This is a genomic window from Nonomuraea sp. 3N208, from assembly GCF_052245935.1.
In the GTDB taxonomy this organism is placed as follows: Bacteria; Actinomycetota; Actinomycetes; order Streptosporangiales; family Streptosporangiaceae; genus Nonomuraea.
Genome location: NZ_JBQQBR010000004.1, coordinates 391,772 through 406,120 on the forward strand (window position 1 = coordinate 391,772; position 14,349 = coordinate 406,120).

The following is a 14,349-nucleotide window of genomic DNA, read 5'->3' on the forward strand; positions in this document are numbered from 1 at the left end:
AGGCCGGAAAAGCTGATCGAGGGCTGGCGGCCTACCGGCGCCGACCCGGTGATCGGCGGCGAGCTGCCCGCTACGGTCCACACCGCCGGCGCTGCTACTACCGCCCCGCCGAGCGCGGCGGGGCGCGGATCCCCCCTCGACCCCGGTAACGCTCCTTGCGGTTGCCTCGTTGTCCAGGTAGCCGACTACGCCGAGGAATGAGCTCGTGACGCAAAATTTTCTCGATCAGATCGCGTGGATCCTGTCCGCCGTCGCCGCCGTGGCGGCAGTGATCAGCCTGCGGTTCGACGCCTTCAGCCATGCCCACGGCCGTGAAGAGGCATTCCGGAAGATCAGCGGGCGGTCGTTCGCTGTCGTGGGCCTGCTGCTGGCCGGGCTCGGCGTCTTCGCCTGGCTCAGGGGCGCAGGGGTCCCGCCGCGCGTCTGGCCGGACATCACGTCGATCGTGACAGCGGGCGTCGGCTGCGCCGTGCTCGTCCTGGGCATCGTACGGGTGGTGCGGACTGGGCCGGAGTCGTACGTGACCAAGTTACGGCACATCTCCAACACCGCCATCGGGAGATTCGGCGAGCCGGACCAGCTCACCGAGCCGCTCGTCACCATCGGCAAGAAGGTCCCGCGCCGCCGGTCGGCCTCTCGGCAGCTGCTGCGTTCCGGCGCCAAAGTCACCTTCGTCGCCGGCGAAGCAGGCTCGGGGAAGACGCTGGCACTGCGGAAGGCGTTGTGGCGAACGCACCAGCATGTCACGAGCACGAAGAAGCCCCGCTGGATGGCCTTGTACGTCAACCTGGCCGACGTGGCGGCGCCCATCACCGCAGAGGCGATCCGCAGCCATGTCTACGAGTTCGTCGCCGACGGGGACTCTGTCATCGAGACCGACCTGCGCGATCTGCTGAGCGGACGGCGGAACCTGAGGTGGCTCTTCCTGTTCGACACCTTCGACGCCGCGGACTCGGACGAGACGACCCTGAAGGCCATTCGTCAGTTCGCCGACAGCGGGCCGGCGTTCGAGGCGATCGTCGTGACCCAGGACGAGCCGGACGCCCTCGCGGGCGAGAAGATCCTGCGTCTTTCGCCGCTGACCTATGGGCAGCAGCAGGAAATAGCGGCGAGCAGCGGCGTCACGGACATGGTGCTCAAGAGACTCTTGACGCAGCTGGCCCAGCATCCCGAGCTGGCGCGGCGGGCGGCCAATCCGCGGTTTCTGCAGTTCCTCTGCGACCACGTACGGCAAGCCGAGGCGAAGCGGTTTCCCGGCAGTTCGTACGAGCTGCTGGAAGCGGTCGTCGCCGAGCGGCTGGGGACAGCCGCCAACCCGCTCCAGGCCGCCGAGGTCGCGGAATCGCTCGCCGCTCGCGTGATCGACCGCGGCCTCGCGGCGGACCTCGAACCCCCGGATCCCGCGGCGATCGACGCGCTGATCGCAGCGGGCATCCTGCATGCGTACCGCAATGACACGGCCGTGTTCTCCAGCGGCATGTTCTGCGACTATTTCGCCGCTCGATGGCTCGTACGCATGCGCCAGCGGATCGACCCTCGGCAGCTGATCACGGCTCCGGCCTGGCGCGATCCCCTCGCGCTCTGCCTCGGCCCGCCTGCGGGCGAGCTGCGGGAGCCACTGGTCACGGCGGCCCGCGAGGTGCTCGACGAGCAGCTGGCCAAGGCGGAGTGGGCGATCGGCGACGTGACCCCGTACCTCACGTCCGCGCCTAACGCTCCCATCACCGGCATCGCGGGGCCGGATCTGGCCTGGCCCGCGCCGATGAGGCACGTGCTCGACCTGCTGAACAGGGTGGAGGGCGACGTGCCTGCGTCCGCCGAGCTGACCCGCCTCATCGACCGCATCGTCGTCAGCGCGTTCGTGCGCGGCCGGCCGGCAGAGCAGAAACGCGCCCTGGCTCTGTTGCCGCTCGCGTCGCCGGAGGTCGGAGCTTGGGCGGTGACCTGGCTGGTGCGGACGGACAGCCCCGAAGGGCTGACTCTCAACGCGGCCGAGCAGCTCAACGCGTCGCCGGAGACGTTCTCACGCCTGCCGGGACACGTCCGCCTGCTGCTCCTCACCCGGGTTCTGCAGTCCCCGCCACTGGTCAGCTTGCTGGTCCCCCGGGCCAGAATCCGCCTCGACGATGACGTCATCGGCCTGGCAGCCCTCGTCCGCGCCACGGTGCGCCTGCTGCAGGCGTGGGCGGTCATCGGCATCGTCCGCCTCAGCACCCTGCTTTCCGGGGACGTGAGCGTATGGTGGCCCAATGCCGTGCTGATACTGACGTGCGGCGTCTTCCTCCTCGGCTCGGGCCTGCGACTGAAGACCGTCTCACGGAAGGCCTATGCCATGGCCGTGATCCCCGCGTTCGTGGGGAGTCTGCTGGCCCTGCGCGCCATCACGCACGCCGTGCAGGCATTCGTCTTCCTCCTGTCGGGACAAATAGGAAACGGGCTCCTGGAACTGTTCAGGGCGACGGCGGATTCGTGGCCCGTCGCGCTGGTGGCCTTCATGGGCTGGACGGCGCGGCTGCCTCAAGGTCCGCGGGACTGGATCGTGCCGCATCTGCGCCCGCTGCACGACCTGTTCACGCAGCACATCGCCGCCCGCGACCCGAACGAGATCCTCCACGCCGTCCAGCGCAACCTGGCGCTTCCGAACAAGGCGGTCCTGCTTCGCTGGCTCAACGGCGGCCTCTTCCTCGCCCTCGCGATCCTCGTCTTAGGTCTACCGGCCGAAATCCCGAACGTCTCCCCTGAGAACCAAGACGACGCGCGCGGCGCGACGGTCACGGGCCTGATCCTCCTGGCCCTCCTCGTCAACAGCGTCCTGTCCAGGTGGCAACGGCGGATCAAGCGGCAGGGCGTCTCCGACCGCATGGCAAGCGGCCACCTCACCGCCGAGGAACTGCTCGCGATGCTGTACCGCGCCGGCCGTGCCGATCACCCGGGCAGTTCGGTCTCCCGTGGCAGGAACTGGGAGACGCCCGAGACGGATTTCCTGGTCAGGACCCTGACCGAGTGCCCGCCGGAATCGTTGACCCATGCCATGGACGTGCTGCAGGATCTGGACGCGGCGCTGGGGCACATCGCCTGGATGGTGGACGAGAAGAGCACAGTTCCGATCCCGCGCGGAGTATGGGCCTCTGCACCGCAGTTCCGGCACCCCGGTCTGCTCTCGTCGCTCATCCAGTACGACAAACGCTGTCCGGGGCAGCTCGAACGCCTCGCCGCCGCGCACCACGACCGGATCAGGCGCATCACAGAGCGGGTGCCCGAGAGCTGACGGCCCCATGCGCGCGAGCGGCGAGACGCCGACGCCGCGGCTGACCTCTACGGCCTGCCCCGACTACAGGCCGATATGGCATGTCCGGAGCGCTACCGGCCGGTCCCGCTGAACCGCCCGGCCGGAGTTGCCGACATGCAGCGTTGTGCCCGCTGCCAGGGCCGCCAGCTGCTCGACCAGGCGGTGGCGACCCACGGCGACCGGGTGCCCTTGGAGGGCGACCGGCTGTTCGCCCTGCTGGAACGCGCCGTGCCGGACGTGGACGCGGCTGAACTGCGGATCCGGATGTGGATGGTCGTCGCAATGGTCACCGTCCTGTTCGCCACCGCACCCGAACCGGGCGAGATCGGGCAGCTGGGCACCGACGACCTCGACGAGCAGTTGGCCAGGCTGGTCGCGTTCCTCGCGCCCGGGCTGGCCGCGCCGCCCGCCGGGCACGGCGGCGACGACCTGACACCGCGCCATCGACACATACGACCAGGAGGTATGCATGTCTCCGCTTGAACCCCTCGACCGTCCCGCCTGGTTGGCGGAGTCGGTGTGGCCATGGCCGACCGGCGCGCTCACCACTCCGGCCGGACGCCTGGCGGTCACCGACGCCGGCAACGGCCCGGTGCTGCTGCTGATCCACACCGGCATGTGGAGCTTTGTCTGGCGCGACCTGCTACGCCGGCTCATCCCGCACTTCCGCTGCGTCACCCTCGACGCGCCCGGCAACGGCCGCAGCTACCGGCCCGGCGCGGACCGACCCTACGAATTCAGCCTGTGTACCTCCGACCTTCACCACCGGACATGCCCGGCTGGCTTCTCTCTCCTCGCGAGACCTGGCCGACATGACCGCCGGCGGAACGGTCCATGAGCTTCCCGAGGGGTCTACCGGCAGGCATCCACTCCAGAGACCGCGCACCTCGTCCTTCTGGCCGTATGCATCCGAGCGCCGCACGCGGTCATCTGCGACGAATCCTCCCTTGCCCTCCACGAACTGATTACCAGGTCTGGCCGGCCTGCTGCCGGATCGTACGGTTGATCCGGTTGAAGAAGTTGGTCAGCGCGATCTCCAGATTGATCGCGGACAGCTGCTTCTCGTCGAAGTGGGTGGCGGCGGCGTCCCAGATCTCGTCGGTCACACCTGGCGCGCCGTCCTGGATCCGGGTGGCGGCCTCGGTCAGCGCGAGCGCGGCTCGCTCCGCCTCGGTGAAGAAGGGCGTCTCGCGCCAGGTGACCACGTTGTGCAGCCGCTCGTCGGTCTCTCCGTGCTTCTTGGCCGCCGCAATCCCGGCAAAGACACACGGGCTACAGCCGTTGATCTGGCTGGCGCGCAGGTGGACGAGCCCGAGCACGAGCGGGTCGACGCCACCGGCGTGAATCGCCTTGTAGAGATGCTGGATCGCCGTCATCACGTCGGGATTCGCCCGGCTCTTCATGCGTGCTTCCATCGGTCTTGCTCCTTCATCGGTTACCTGGGCCCATCCGGGCCCGTCATTACCCATGACGGAGCAGATCCGAGAAAGGTAACAACATGTCCGACACCAGCCCGGCGGACCCGGTGGGCGAGGCGTTCGAGGCCCAGCGCGACCGGCTACGCGCGGTCGCCTACCGCATGCTCGGATCGCACGCCGACGCCGAGGACGTGGTCCAGGAGGCCTGGCTCCGGCTCGCCCGGCAGGACACCGCGACCATCCACAACCTGGCGGGCTGGCTGACCACTGTGGTCGGCCGGATCAGCCTGGATGTCCTGCGGTCGCGCCAGGCCCGCCCCGAGGCGTCCTACGACGACCGGTTGCCCGAGCTCGTGGTGACGGCCGACGACGGCCCTGCGCCAGAGGACGACGTGGCGCTCGCGGACTCGGTCGGGCTTGCGCTCCTGGTCGTCCTGGATTCGCTCGGGCCGAGAGAGCGGCTGGCGTTCGTGCTGCACGACCTGTTCGCGGTGCCGTTCGACGAGATCGGCCAGATCCTCGGCAGGTCCACCGACGCCACTAAGATGCTCGCCAGCCGCGCCCGCAGGAAGGTGCAGGCGACCGGGCGGCCGACGGCCGCCGGACGGGAGCAGCGCGAGGTGGTCCAGGCCTTCCTGGCGGCGGCTCGCCGCGGCGACTTCGAGGGGTTGCTGCGCGTGCTCGACCCCGAGGTGAGGCTGACCGTCGACACCCCCAACGGTGTGGTTGTCATCCTCGGCGCCACCAAGGTCGCCGCCGGCGCAGCCACGCGAGTCACCGCCGGCGCAGCCGCGCGAGGGCGAGCGGTGCTCGTCAACGGCCTTCCCGGGTTCGTCTCCTGGCGCGAGGACGGAACTCCACTCTCGGTCATGGCGTTCACCATCGTCGAGAACCGGATCGTCGCCATCGCGACCGTGATTGACCCGGCCAGGCTCGCATCGATGAACCTGCCGGACCCGGGGTGAGTCGGCACTGCCGAGGCGGTCGCGGCAGGGCGGGCCGGTGGCTGTACTTCATGAGATTGCGGTACGCGATCTGGTGCATAAGCTGTGGGACCTGGTCACCCTGCACCTGCCGCACCGGGCCGTCACCTCCCGCCGGCCGACCTCAGCGAGAACCGCCTGGCCGCGCTCAAGCCGCGCGAACTGGAGCTGCTCTCTATCTTGATCATGGGTGTCGGGGCAGGACTATCGGGGCGAAGCCGAGATCGGCCAGCGCGGCCGCGCCGCGGGCGGCGTGGTCGCCGCCGGCGAGCACCAGGGTCCGCGCCGACTGATAGCGGCAACCGGCGGTGTCGAACGCAGATACCGTGGCGAGCAACCGTTCCTGGTCATTGTCGAGCAGCGCTTGGGCCCGCTCCACAAGGGCAGTGGCGACCGGGTTGCCGGCCACGACGGTCCGAGCCTCGGCCAGACGGTCGCCGGCATAGGAGCCCCTGGCCAGCACGGCGGCCTCGGCGCGCAGCGCCACATACCAGTGAAGCCAGATCCAGGTGACCCATTGCCACACCTCGCCAGGCTCAGGCGCCATCCGCTCCAGCGCCTCCGGCGCCTGCCCACGGTGGAGCAGAAGCATCGCGTCGAAGACAGCCCCGTAGCCGCAGGTATTCGCGGATGAGGGGTCGAGCTGATTCAGCACTGCGCTCCATTCGCGCCAGGCATCTTGGTCGTCGCGTAGGCCGTGGATCGTCGCTACTGCGGCCGCCGGCGGACCGAGGATGGATCTGGCGGGGCCGCCGGCCCGCTGCCAGGCGTCGAGGAACCGGACGCTGCCGGTGAGTACCTCGTCGACGTTGCCCGCCAACGTGTCGGCCACAAGGAGCCAGCCTGTGGCACGATGGCCGACCTCCGCCAGCAACGGATGATCCGCGAGTTGCCGTGCCCACCGGCGGGCACCCGGCAGGTCCCCCGCGCCGAGGCTGGCCTCGGTGGCCTCACCGAGCGCCTCGATCAGCTCGTGAGTACCGGCCGGGGTGTCCGGTGTGGAGGAGAGCAGCGTGATCCGGCGCCGGGCGGTGTCGGCGGCGGCGAACGTGTCACCGGCCCAGCTCTGGGCGCCGGTGAGCGTATCGAGCGCGGCGGACTCGGCGAGCGGGTCACCCGTGCGGTGAGCGAGTTCGACCGCTCGTTCTGCGCGCGCGATCGTCATCGGGACCGCGTTGTCGTCCAGGCCCTGTGCGGCACCGATCGCGTCGGTGAGCGCCCGCCCGGCCTCGGCCAGCGCCACCGCCGCCTGGGCGGCCGGGTCGTCGCCGGCCAGTTCTCGCGCCTGGGTGATGAGCGCGATCGCCTCTTCCTGTGGCAGCTTCCGTACGAACTTGCCGGAGAACCGGTAAGCGTTGGAGGCGGCGGTCGCCAGGTCACACGCGGCGCCGGCGGTGTCGCCGGACCGGCGGGCGTCGTCCGCGGCCGCGCGGTGCAGGCGGTACATGTCATCACCCTGCATCCGGCAGCCGGCCACGGCCGCGGCCTGCCGGAGCATCGACGCGGAGGCGGCGGGGTCGTCGGCAAGCGCGGCGGCCTGCTCATAGCGCCCCTGAGACTCGCCGATCAGGCGACGGGTGAAGGTCAGCTCCGCCAGGCACCGGGCGAGATCGTACGCGTCCGCGCGCCGCTCCGGCCGGTCGGCACCCCACGCCAGGGCGGCGCGCAGGTCGTCCGCCACCGCGTCGAACCGGGCCCGCCAGTCCGCCCGTACCACCGCCAGCTCGGCGGCCTTGGCCAAGCACCAGCGAACGTGGCCGGATCGAGCGTCGACCAGCTCACCAGCCTCGGACAGCCGCTCCATCCCGTACTGACGGATGGTCTCCAACGCCCGATACCTGGTCCCGCTCGGTGACGCCGTCACCACCAGCAGGCTCTGTTCGGCCAGCCGGGCCAGCCCCTCGGCGACAATGCCTTCCTCGCCCCCGGCCACCTCCGCCGCCGCCAAAGCCGTGAACGGCGCCACGAACACCGACACCCGGCGCAGCAGCGCCCGGTCGGCCGGCTCCAGCAAAGCATGGCTCCAGTCCAGCGCCCCGCGCACCGAGCGATGCCGCTCATCGGCACGAGAGCCGCCGGTGAGCATCCGCAGCGGGTGGGACAGAGCGGCGGTGATGCCATCGAGCCCGAGCGTGGGATACCGGGCGGCGGCCAGCTCGATCGCCAGCGCCATCCCATCCAGCCGCGCACAGATCGAGGCGATCTGGTCGCGCAGGGGCGGATCCATCGCCCGGCCGACCGCCGCCGCCCGCTCCATGAACAACGCGACCGCGTCCGACTCGCCATCGACGGCCAGCGACAGCGGCGGGACCGGATACACCCGTTCGAACGGAACCATCAGCCGGGCCCGGCTGGTCGCCAGCACGGTCACTCGAGGGCACGTCCCCAGCAGCCGCTCGAGAAACAGCGCCACCCCGTCCACTACTTGCTCGCAGTTGTCCAGCACCAGCAGCGCATGACGGTCGGCCAGCGCGGCGACCACGGAATCGGTCATGTCGCGGCCGGGCTGCTCACCGAGGCCGAGCGCCCCGGCGACCGCAGTCGCGATCACGCTCGCATCGGTGACCGGGACGAGGTCTACGAACCACACCCCGTCGGCGTACTCGCCGGCTGCTTCCGCGGCCACCGCCAACGCGAGCCGGGTCTTGCCCACTCCGCCGGGACCGATCGCGGTCACCTGGCGCTGCGCCTTGATCATCTCGATCAGCTCGGCCCGCTCGCTCACCCGCCCGATGAACGAGGTCAACGGGGCCGGCAGAACCGGTGCCGGGTGAGACGGGCCGGCGCCGACGGGCTCGGGCGCACGCTGGGCGAGCGCGCGCCGATCCGGCAGCTCCAGCTTGCGCAGCAGCGAGGAGACGTGACTCTCCACGGTACGCACCGAGATGACCAGCCGCGCCGCGATCTCAGCGTTGCTGAGATGGGCCCCGACCAGTTCCAGCACCTCGGCTTCCCGAGGCGAGATCTCCAATTCTGCCAACACTGTCCCAGTTTGCCGCATTTCCTCTGCACCCCCCATCCGTAGTGGCCACCGTGCGCGATCCGTGCCATCGATCCGTGGACGGTTCCGTGGTCACCACGGATGTGGGCCGGCGGGTCCGGAAGCAAAGCTGTGAGTACGCAGACAGCGGGTCGATGAGACCCACGACCGACAGGAGTGACCATGACCGGCTCGTCCACCCAGGGAATCAAGACCGTGCTGCACCCCGTGTCCGACCTGGAGAAGGCCAAGGCGGTGTACGCGGCCCTGCTCGGTATCGCGCCGCAGACCGACTCGCCCTACTACGTGGGCTTCGAGGCCGAGGGCCAGCACATCGGCCTGGTGCCGGGCGGTGGACCGCAGGGCATGACCTCGCCGGTCGCCTACTGGCACGTATCGGACATCGAGGCGACGCTAGCCGAGATGACCGCCGCGGGGGCCACCGTGAAAGAGGCCGCGCACGAGGTCGGCGGCGGCCGCCTGGTGGCCACCGTCACCGACCCCGATGGCAACGTCCTCGGGCTGATCCAGGACCGGTAAGCGCCAGCCTCCCCCGCCATATCCGCCGCACAGCGGCCACCGACAAGACGACAAACCCCCTTCACCCAAAGGACCTGCCATGACCTCCTTCGCATCCATCACCCTGGAAGTTCCCGACCCCACGGCCGCGGAGGCCTTCTACAAGGCCTTCGGCCTTGAGGTCTTCGTGAACGTACGCGCTTCGGACGCGCCGACGACCGGCTTCCGCGGGTTCGCCCTGTCACTCGTGGTGTCCCAGCCGGGCAACGTCGACGCCTTCATCGCCGCCGCCCTCGACGCCGGCGCCACGACGCTGACGCCGGCCACGAAGAGCTTCTGGGGCTACGGCGGCGTCGTACGCGCCCCGGACGGGACCATCTGCAAGATCGCGACCTCGAAGAAGAAGGACACCGGCCCTGCCGCCCTGCACATCGACCAGGTCGCACTCCTGTTGGGAGTAGCGGACGTCAAGGCCAGCAAGCGCTTCTACCTCGATCGCGGCCTGGCCGTGGCCAAGAGCTTCGGCGGCAAGTACGTCGAGTTCGACACCCCGTCGTCGGCCGTCACGCTGGCGCTCTACCCGCGCCGCGCCCTCGCCAAGGACACCGGCGTCTCCCAGGAGGGCACCGGCTCGCACCGCATCGTGATCGGCAGCGACGCCGGCCCCTTCACCGACCCCGACGGGTTCGTCTGGGAGACCGCATCCGCCTGAGGCAGGTGGCAGGGCGACCAGTGCGGCTGCTGTCGTTCACCTCCATCGGTCAGTCCTTGGCCAGGCCGGAGGGGCTCGCGCAGTTCCGCGCTCTAATTGAGGAGTGAAACCGCGTGCCGTTATGGCAGGGTATCGACGTGATTGAGCGACTCCCTGGAAACGTGGCCGAGGCGATCGCCGCTGAGCGGGCAGGTCACCCTCTGAAGTACCTGTACTTCTGGGGCCACCAGACCCTGCGCCCCGGCTGCCTGTCGCAGTGGTGGCCGGTCACCTTCACCGAGGACGGTGAGACGTACGGCTCCGCCGAGCACTACATGATGGCGCACAAGGCCTGGCTGTTCGGCGACCACGAGACCGCGGCCAAGATCCTGGCAGCCGGGCATCCGGGCGAGGCCAAGAAGCTGGGCCGCACCGTACGGGATTTCGACGAAGAGGTCTGGGACGCTCACCGGTTCGACATCGTGGTGCGCGGCAACATCGCCAAGTTCGGGCGGCATCCGGAGCTGAAGGAGTTCGTGCTCAGCACGCGCAACCGCGTGATCGTCGAGGCCAGTCCCCTCGATCGGATCTGGGGGATCGGCCTGACCGCCGATGACAAGCGAGCCGCCTCTCCTTCGACGTGGAAGGGACTCAACCTGCTGGGCTTCGCACTGATGGCCGCACGGGAGGCGCTGACGTGAGCTTCGGTACTTACGCACGCCGGGTCCGGGACCCCAGCCTGCCCTACGGCTTGCGCTACTCCTCTTTACGCTGCGCGGTGGCCAGGTACATGCCGCTGGGATTCCACGCGACGTGGGACTTCGTCACCAGCCGCGCTGGGAACGTCCGCCGCGATGAGGCTGCGCTGCTGCGGGCGCTGGGGTTGCTGGAGGACAGCCGCCGCGCCTGGCACGCGGAACAGGCCGGTTTCGCGCGCCGCCGTACCGAAGACAAGCGGCGGCATCACCGAACGGCGACGGAAGAGGAGCGGCGGCACCGATTCGGATGGCGCTGGCACGGCGAACACGCCCACGAGGCCGCCGTGCGGGCAGTGGCAACTCTCTGGAAAGAGCACCTCGAGGTGGCCTCCGGCACCTACTCGCCTGCCGAGAGCCGTGGGTCCTGCCGTACATTGCGGTCGCCGCGGCGGACCATGTCGTTCAAGTCGTAGAGGGGGCTCTGGATGTGCTTTCCGGCTTTGACCCGGCGCTCCTACGACGGTTCGGTGACGACAACCCGGATGCGCTGACCCTGCTCAGGCAGCGAGTGGCCAGTTCCTGGAACCGCTATCACCGCCCGACCCATCCCCGCCTCGCAGATCATCCCGGTCACCGGCTTGTCCACGAGCTGGAACGCCACCGCTCCTACCCTCGCTGGTAGCCGAGGATGTCGTACGTCCAACGGTCGAGGTAGATGCTCTCGGCTACCGTGTCGCCCGCGATGGCGAGCCATTCCGCTGCCGCCGCGCGCATCTGCTCCTCCGCCTGGGCCTGCTCCTGCGGCCGAAGCTCCACAATGTCGGTCAGTGCCGCCCATACCAGGGACACCCTCATGGCCAGGTCGGAGCCCAGACTCATCCCGAGCCCCATGATGTCCAGCCCGGCCCAATAGGGAAAGGCCGTGCCCGCCACGATCCTCGAGGCGAGTTCCGCCACCCGGACCCGGAACTCGGCGTCATCGTGGGGAGAGGGCCGATCGCCCCAGCCGGTGGGGAGATTGAAGGTCCAGCCGGGCCGCCAGTCGAAGGGGGCATCGATGAGATCCTTCAGCGGGGTGCCCTCCAGCAGGTGCTGCAATGCCCACCTGGTGGCCGAATGGGCAACGACCAGGATGCGGCCGGTGTCGTGTGCGCGGTGCCGGAGAAAGTCGCGGGTGTGCTCGACCACTTGCCGGTAGCTCTGCCCACCGGGCCAAGGCTCGTCAACGTGCTCTGAGCGCACCGCGGCCAGTTCCGGTGCCGGACGCCCGGTCCAGGTGCCGTAGTCGCACTCCCGCAGCCGCTCGTCCTGGTAGACGGATATCCGGCTACCCGCGAAGGCGATCTCGGCGGTCTGTACGGCACGCCGTAGGTCCGAAGTGAACACCTTGATGATTCCGTCATCGCGGCGCCGCTCACCGAGTTCCGCGGCCTGTCGGTGCCCCTGTGCGGACAGCTCACCCGGCAACCACCCCGTTGCGATCCCCGCCTCGTTGTCAGTGGTGGTCGCGTGGGTCTCGAACACGATCGTTGGCACAGACGGATCCTTCCACGCCCGAAGTTGACCTTGAGTGGCAGCTCCTGATCAAGGTCAACATTCGGCCGCCAGAGAGCTGCCAAAAGTGACCTCTCCACCGGATTGCGACAACCACTTCCTCTCGTAGTGGAGCAGTCCGATGAGCGCCACCTTGGACCGACGCGGCGTTATGGAGCGGTCGCCCGCTGGACGCCGCCGAGCACATCTTTCAGCTCGTGACCTGTGCCGCGCTAAGATCGCGTCCCGTGCTTCCGGATAGTTTCTGGCGGATTATCAGGATTGGATTAGTAGGTCTGGTTCTTGCGGCGGCGGTCGCGGGCCTGGTGCTCGGCGACGCCTGGCTCTGGGTGGCCGTCGAATGGTCGCCGCCGGCCTATGCGGAGTTCTACGCGCGCGGCGGGTTTGACACCCCGACGGTTGTGGCGCTGCTCGTGGCCGCCCTGGTGAAGGCCGCGCTCCTGTGGCTGATCCTGCGTGCCCCCGCGCCGGGACCGCTGGACCGCCGGGCGAAGGTGCTGCGCCGACTGCTGTATCTGGCGGTGGCGTACGCCCTCGTGCTGTGGTACCCGATCGCGCTGCTCCCCGACGCGGTCGGCGCGGCATTCCAGCTCGCGCTGTGGACCGCGATCGACGTCCTCTACCTGCTCGTTATCCGCTGGCGGTCCCGCATACTGCGCGCGGCGGCCGGAGCGATGTTCGCGGTCGTGCTGGCCGGGATGGCCAACGAACTGCTCGACGAACTCGACCTCCCAGAGCTTGGATCGGGCGGCATCGTCGGACTGGGCTTGATGCTGAGCGGAGTGGCGGCGACCATCATCACGGTCGTCGGGCAGCGGCGCGACGGCCGGTGGAGCCGCGGCACGCAGGCCGCCGGGTGGTTGTCGGTGGGCGTCTGCGCGCTGGTGATCCCGCTCAACGTTCTCTCCGGAAGGATCTCCAGCGGCAATCTGGCGATGCTGGTCATGATGGACGCGGTGGGGCTCGTCAGCACCGTGTGGATCGCGGCGACCGCCCGTGAACTGCCCGCTGAGGACCGCCCGGCGGACCTTCCGCCCGCGCGGCGGCGCGTGATCCGCGTCGCGGTGGCGGCCGTGGCCGTACTGCCGATCATCGCAATGATCCACCCGGAGCAGGCCGCGCACCTCACCTACACCGGCTGGTCGATGGACTGCTATGACCGGCCCAGCTTCGGCGATCTGAAACCTGCGGAACGCGACGCCGCGTTCCTGTGCCGGGCGCGGAGCACAGAGGGCGGAGTCCCGCCCATGTTCCCGGACAGCCTGTCGGACCAGGCGATCCTCGCGTACGGGCGGGCGCTGTGCCGTACAAAGGACCGCGACGAGCAGGAGGCGATTCTGACGCGGGCCGGGAGCGCGCGGCCAGCCTGGCGCGTGGACCCGTGGGACCTCGTCTACGTCTGCCCGGAGATCGTCGGCGCAACCCATCCCGAGCTGCTGCGGTCGACCACGGAGACGGAGGCGGCGAACACCGCCTACATCGCCGAGGAGAACGCGAAGTGCCGCGACCCGTGGCCCCGGACGAAGGGTGTCGTCCAGGCCACGGCCAAATACTTCCTGTTCGTCGACGGCGATCCCGGCTATCTGGTCCACGACCCCGAAGACGAAGCCGCCGACGAGGTGGCGGAGCAGGCGATGGACAAGGTCTACGACGACAGCACCCTCGTCGGGGTGGCCGGCAGCGCGGTGCTCGTCGGGCACGTCGCAGACGTCGTTGATCTGTGCCTTACGGTGAAGGCCTTCCGCACCGCGCCGCCACGGCGGACGGCCGGGTGGGATCAGGTCAACGAGGTGCCGATCGTCAGCCGCAGCGGCCAGCTCACCGTGCCGTACATGGGCGAGGGCGGAGAGGTGGGCGCGGGTGCCCCGATGCCGAACCTGGCGATCGCGGGGAAGGGTCGTTACCGGCTCCGTGTGTACGTGCGGGTCGACGATGCAGGGGAGGAGCAACACCTGGTCGTCGTGTTCCCGGGTGCGTCGAGGAAGAGGCTTAAGCTGAAGCCGTGAGCGGTGGCGGGGCGCACACTTTCCTCCGTCGCCCTTCTACGGGCGGCCGGACATAGCCTCCAGGACAGGACCTGCTCGGTCAGGGAGCAATCGTCAATACCTGTGGATCAAGATCTTTTAAGCGGCTTTCTGGGAGTCTTCGATCGTTGGTGAGTCCTCGGGGCGTTCGACGAGCTTGCCCTTGCGGAACTTCGCCCCGGCGCGGACCAGG

General features: G+C 69.3%; 12 protein-coding genes. 9 read left to right on the forward strand and 3 right to left on the reverse strand.

The genetic code is table 11. The features are described from left to right. The first annotated feature begins 205 nt into the window (after positions 1-205). The 3 genes from ACTWPT_RS08175 to ACTWPT_RS08185 all read left to right on the forward strand — a co-directional run bounded on the left by ACTWPT_RS08175 (position 206) and on the right by ACTWPT_RS08185 (position 4,127). Positions 206-3,268 (forward strand): NACHT domain-containing protein, encoded by a 3,063-nt coding sequence (locus tag ACTWPT_RS08175; protein WP_443176638.1) that lies wholly within the window; start codon positions 206-208, stop codon positions 3,266-3,268. A 135-nt stretch (positions 3,269-3,403) separates the two neighbouring features. Then, positions 3,404-3,772, forward strand: a complete 369-nt coding sequence (locus ACTWPT_RS08180) for a hypothetical protein (protein ID WP_443176639.1) — start codon at positions 3,404-3,406, stop codon at positions 3,770-3,772. Next, entirely contained in the window at positions 3,759-4,127 is a 369-nt protein-coding gene (locus ACTWPT_RS08185) for an alpha/beta fold hydrolase (RefSeq protein WP_443176640.1), read from the forward strand. Before ACTWPT_RS08180 ends, ACTWPT_RS08185 begins: the two co-directional genes overlap by 14 nt. A 127-nt stretch (positions 4,128-4,254) precedes the next feature. Here the strand turns inward: ACTWPT_RS08185 and ACTWPT_RS08190 are convergent, their stop codons facing one another. Next, positions 4,255-4,704, reverse strand: coding sequence for a carboxymuconolactone decarboxylase family protein (locus ACTWPT_RS08190; RefSeq protein ID WP_443176641.1), 450 nt, complete (start codon positions 4,702-4,704; stop codon positions 4,255-4,257). 83 nt (positions 4,705-4,787) lie between these two features. Between ACTWPT_RS08190 and ACTWPT_RS08195 the strand changes: the two genes are divergently transcribed. Further along, complete coding sequence (locus ACTWPT_RS08195; protein WP_443176642.1) at positions 4,788-5,672, forward strand: sigma-70 family RNA polymerase sigma factor; 885 nt, start codon at positions 4,788-4,790, stop codon at positions 5,670-5,672. A 202-nt stretch (positions 5,673-5,874) separates the two neighbouring features. Here ACTWPT_RS08195 and ACTWPT_RS08200 read toward each other — a convergent pair whose 3' ends face one another. Next, on the reverse strand, positions 5,875-8,673 hold the full coding sequence (locus ACTWPT_RS08200; RefSeq protein WP_443176643.1) for an ATP-binding protein: 2,799 nt from the start codon (positions 8,671-8,673) through the stop codon (positions 5,875-5,877). A 180-nt stretch (positions 8,674-8,853) separates the two neighbouring features. On the opposite strand from ACTWPT_RS08200, the gene ACTWPT_RS08205 reads away from it, so the two are divergent. The 4 genes from ACTWPT_RS08205 (at position 8,854) to ACTWPT_RS08220 (ending at position 11,051) form a co-directional block, all read left to right on the forward strand. Beyond that, positions 8,854-9,210 carry a VOC family protein gene (locus ACTWPT_RS08205; protein ID WP_443176644.1) on the forward strand — a complete coding sequence of 119 codons (357 nt, stop codon included), beginning with the start codon at positions 8,854-8,856 and terminating at the stop codon, positions 9,208-9,210. Positions 9,211-9,289: 79 nt separating this feature from the next. Next, complete coding sequence (locus ACTWPT_RS08210) at positions 9,290-9,901, forward strand: glyoxalase (protein ID WP_443176645.1); 612 nt, start codon at positions 9,290-9,292, stop codon at positions 9,899-9,901. Positions 9,902-10,041: 140 nt separating this feature from the next. After that, positions 10,042-10,581, forward strand: coding sequence for an NADAR family protein (locus ACTWPT_RS08215; protein WP_443176662.1), 540 nt, complete (start codon positions 10,042-10,044; stop codon positions 10,579-10,581). Then, the gene (locus tag ACTWPT_RS08220) at positions 10,578-11,051 is read left to right on the forward strand and encodes a hypothetical protein (RefSeq protein ID WP_443176646.1); all 474 of its coding nucleotides are present in this window, start codon (positions 10,578-10,580) and stop codon (positions 11,049-11,051) included. The genes ACTWPT_RS08215 and ACTWPT_RS08220 overlap by 4 nt, the downstream gene beginning before the upstream one ends. Before the next feature lie 193 nt (positions 11,052-11,244). Here ACTWPT_RS08220 and ACTWPT_RS08225 read toward each other — a convergent pair whose 3' ends face one another. Then, positions 11,245-12,114 carry a histidine phosphatase family protein gene (locus tag ACTWPT_RS08225; protein WP_443176647.1) on the reverse strand — a complete coding sequence of 290 codons (870 nt, stop codon included), beginning with the start codon at positions 12,112-12,114 and terminating at the stop codon, positions 11,245-11,247. A 245-nt stretch (positions 12,115-12,359) separates the two neighbouring features. Between ACTWPT_RS08225 and ACTWPT_RS08230 the strand changes: the two genes are divergently transcribed. After that, positions 12,360-14,138, forward strand: a complete 1,779-nt coding sequence (locus ACTWPT_RS08230; protein WP_443176648.1) for a hypothetical protein — start codon at positions 12,360-12,362, stop codon at positions 14,136-14,138. Positions 14,139-14,349 lie beyond the last annotated feature (211 nt).

Bases quoted from the DNA above. Each gene is read 5' to 3' on its own strand.
- ACTWPT_RS08195 (WP_443176642.1), top strand. From the start codon at position 4,788: ATGTCCGACACCAGCCCGGCGGACCCGGTGGGCGAGGCGTTCGAGGCC.
- ACTWPT_RS08210 (WP_443176645.1), top strand. From the start codon at position 9,290: ATGACCTCCTTCGCATCCATCACCCTGGAAGTTCCCGACCCCACGGCC.
- ACTWPT_RS08190 (WP_443176641.1), bottom strand. From the start codon at position 4,704: ATGGAAGCACGCATGAAGAGCCGGGCGAATCCCGACGTGATGACGGCG.
- ACTWPT_RS08185 (WP_443176640.1), top strand. From the start codon at position 3,759: ATGTCTCCGCTTGAACCCCTCGACCGTCCCGCCTGGTTGGCGGAGTCG.
- ACTWPT_RS08205 (WP_443176644.1), top strand. From the start codon at position 8,854: ATGACCGGCTCGTCCACCCAGGGAATCAAGACCGTGCTGCACCCCGTG.
- ACTWPT_RS08180 (WP_443176639.1), top strand. From the start codon at position 3,404: ATGCAGCGTTGTGCCCGCTGCCAGGGCCGCCAGCTGCTCGACCAGGCG.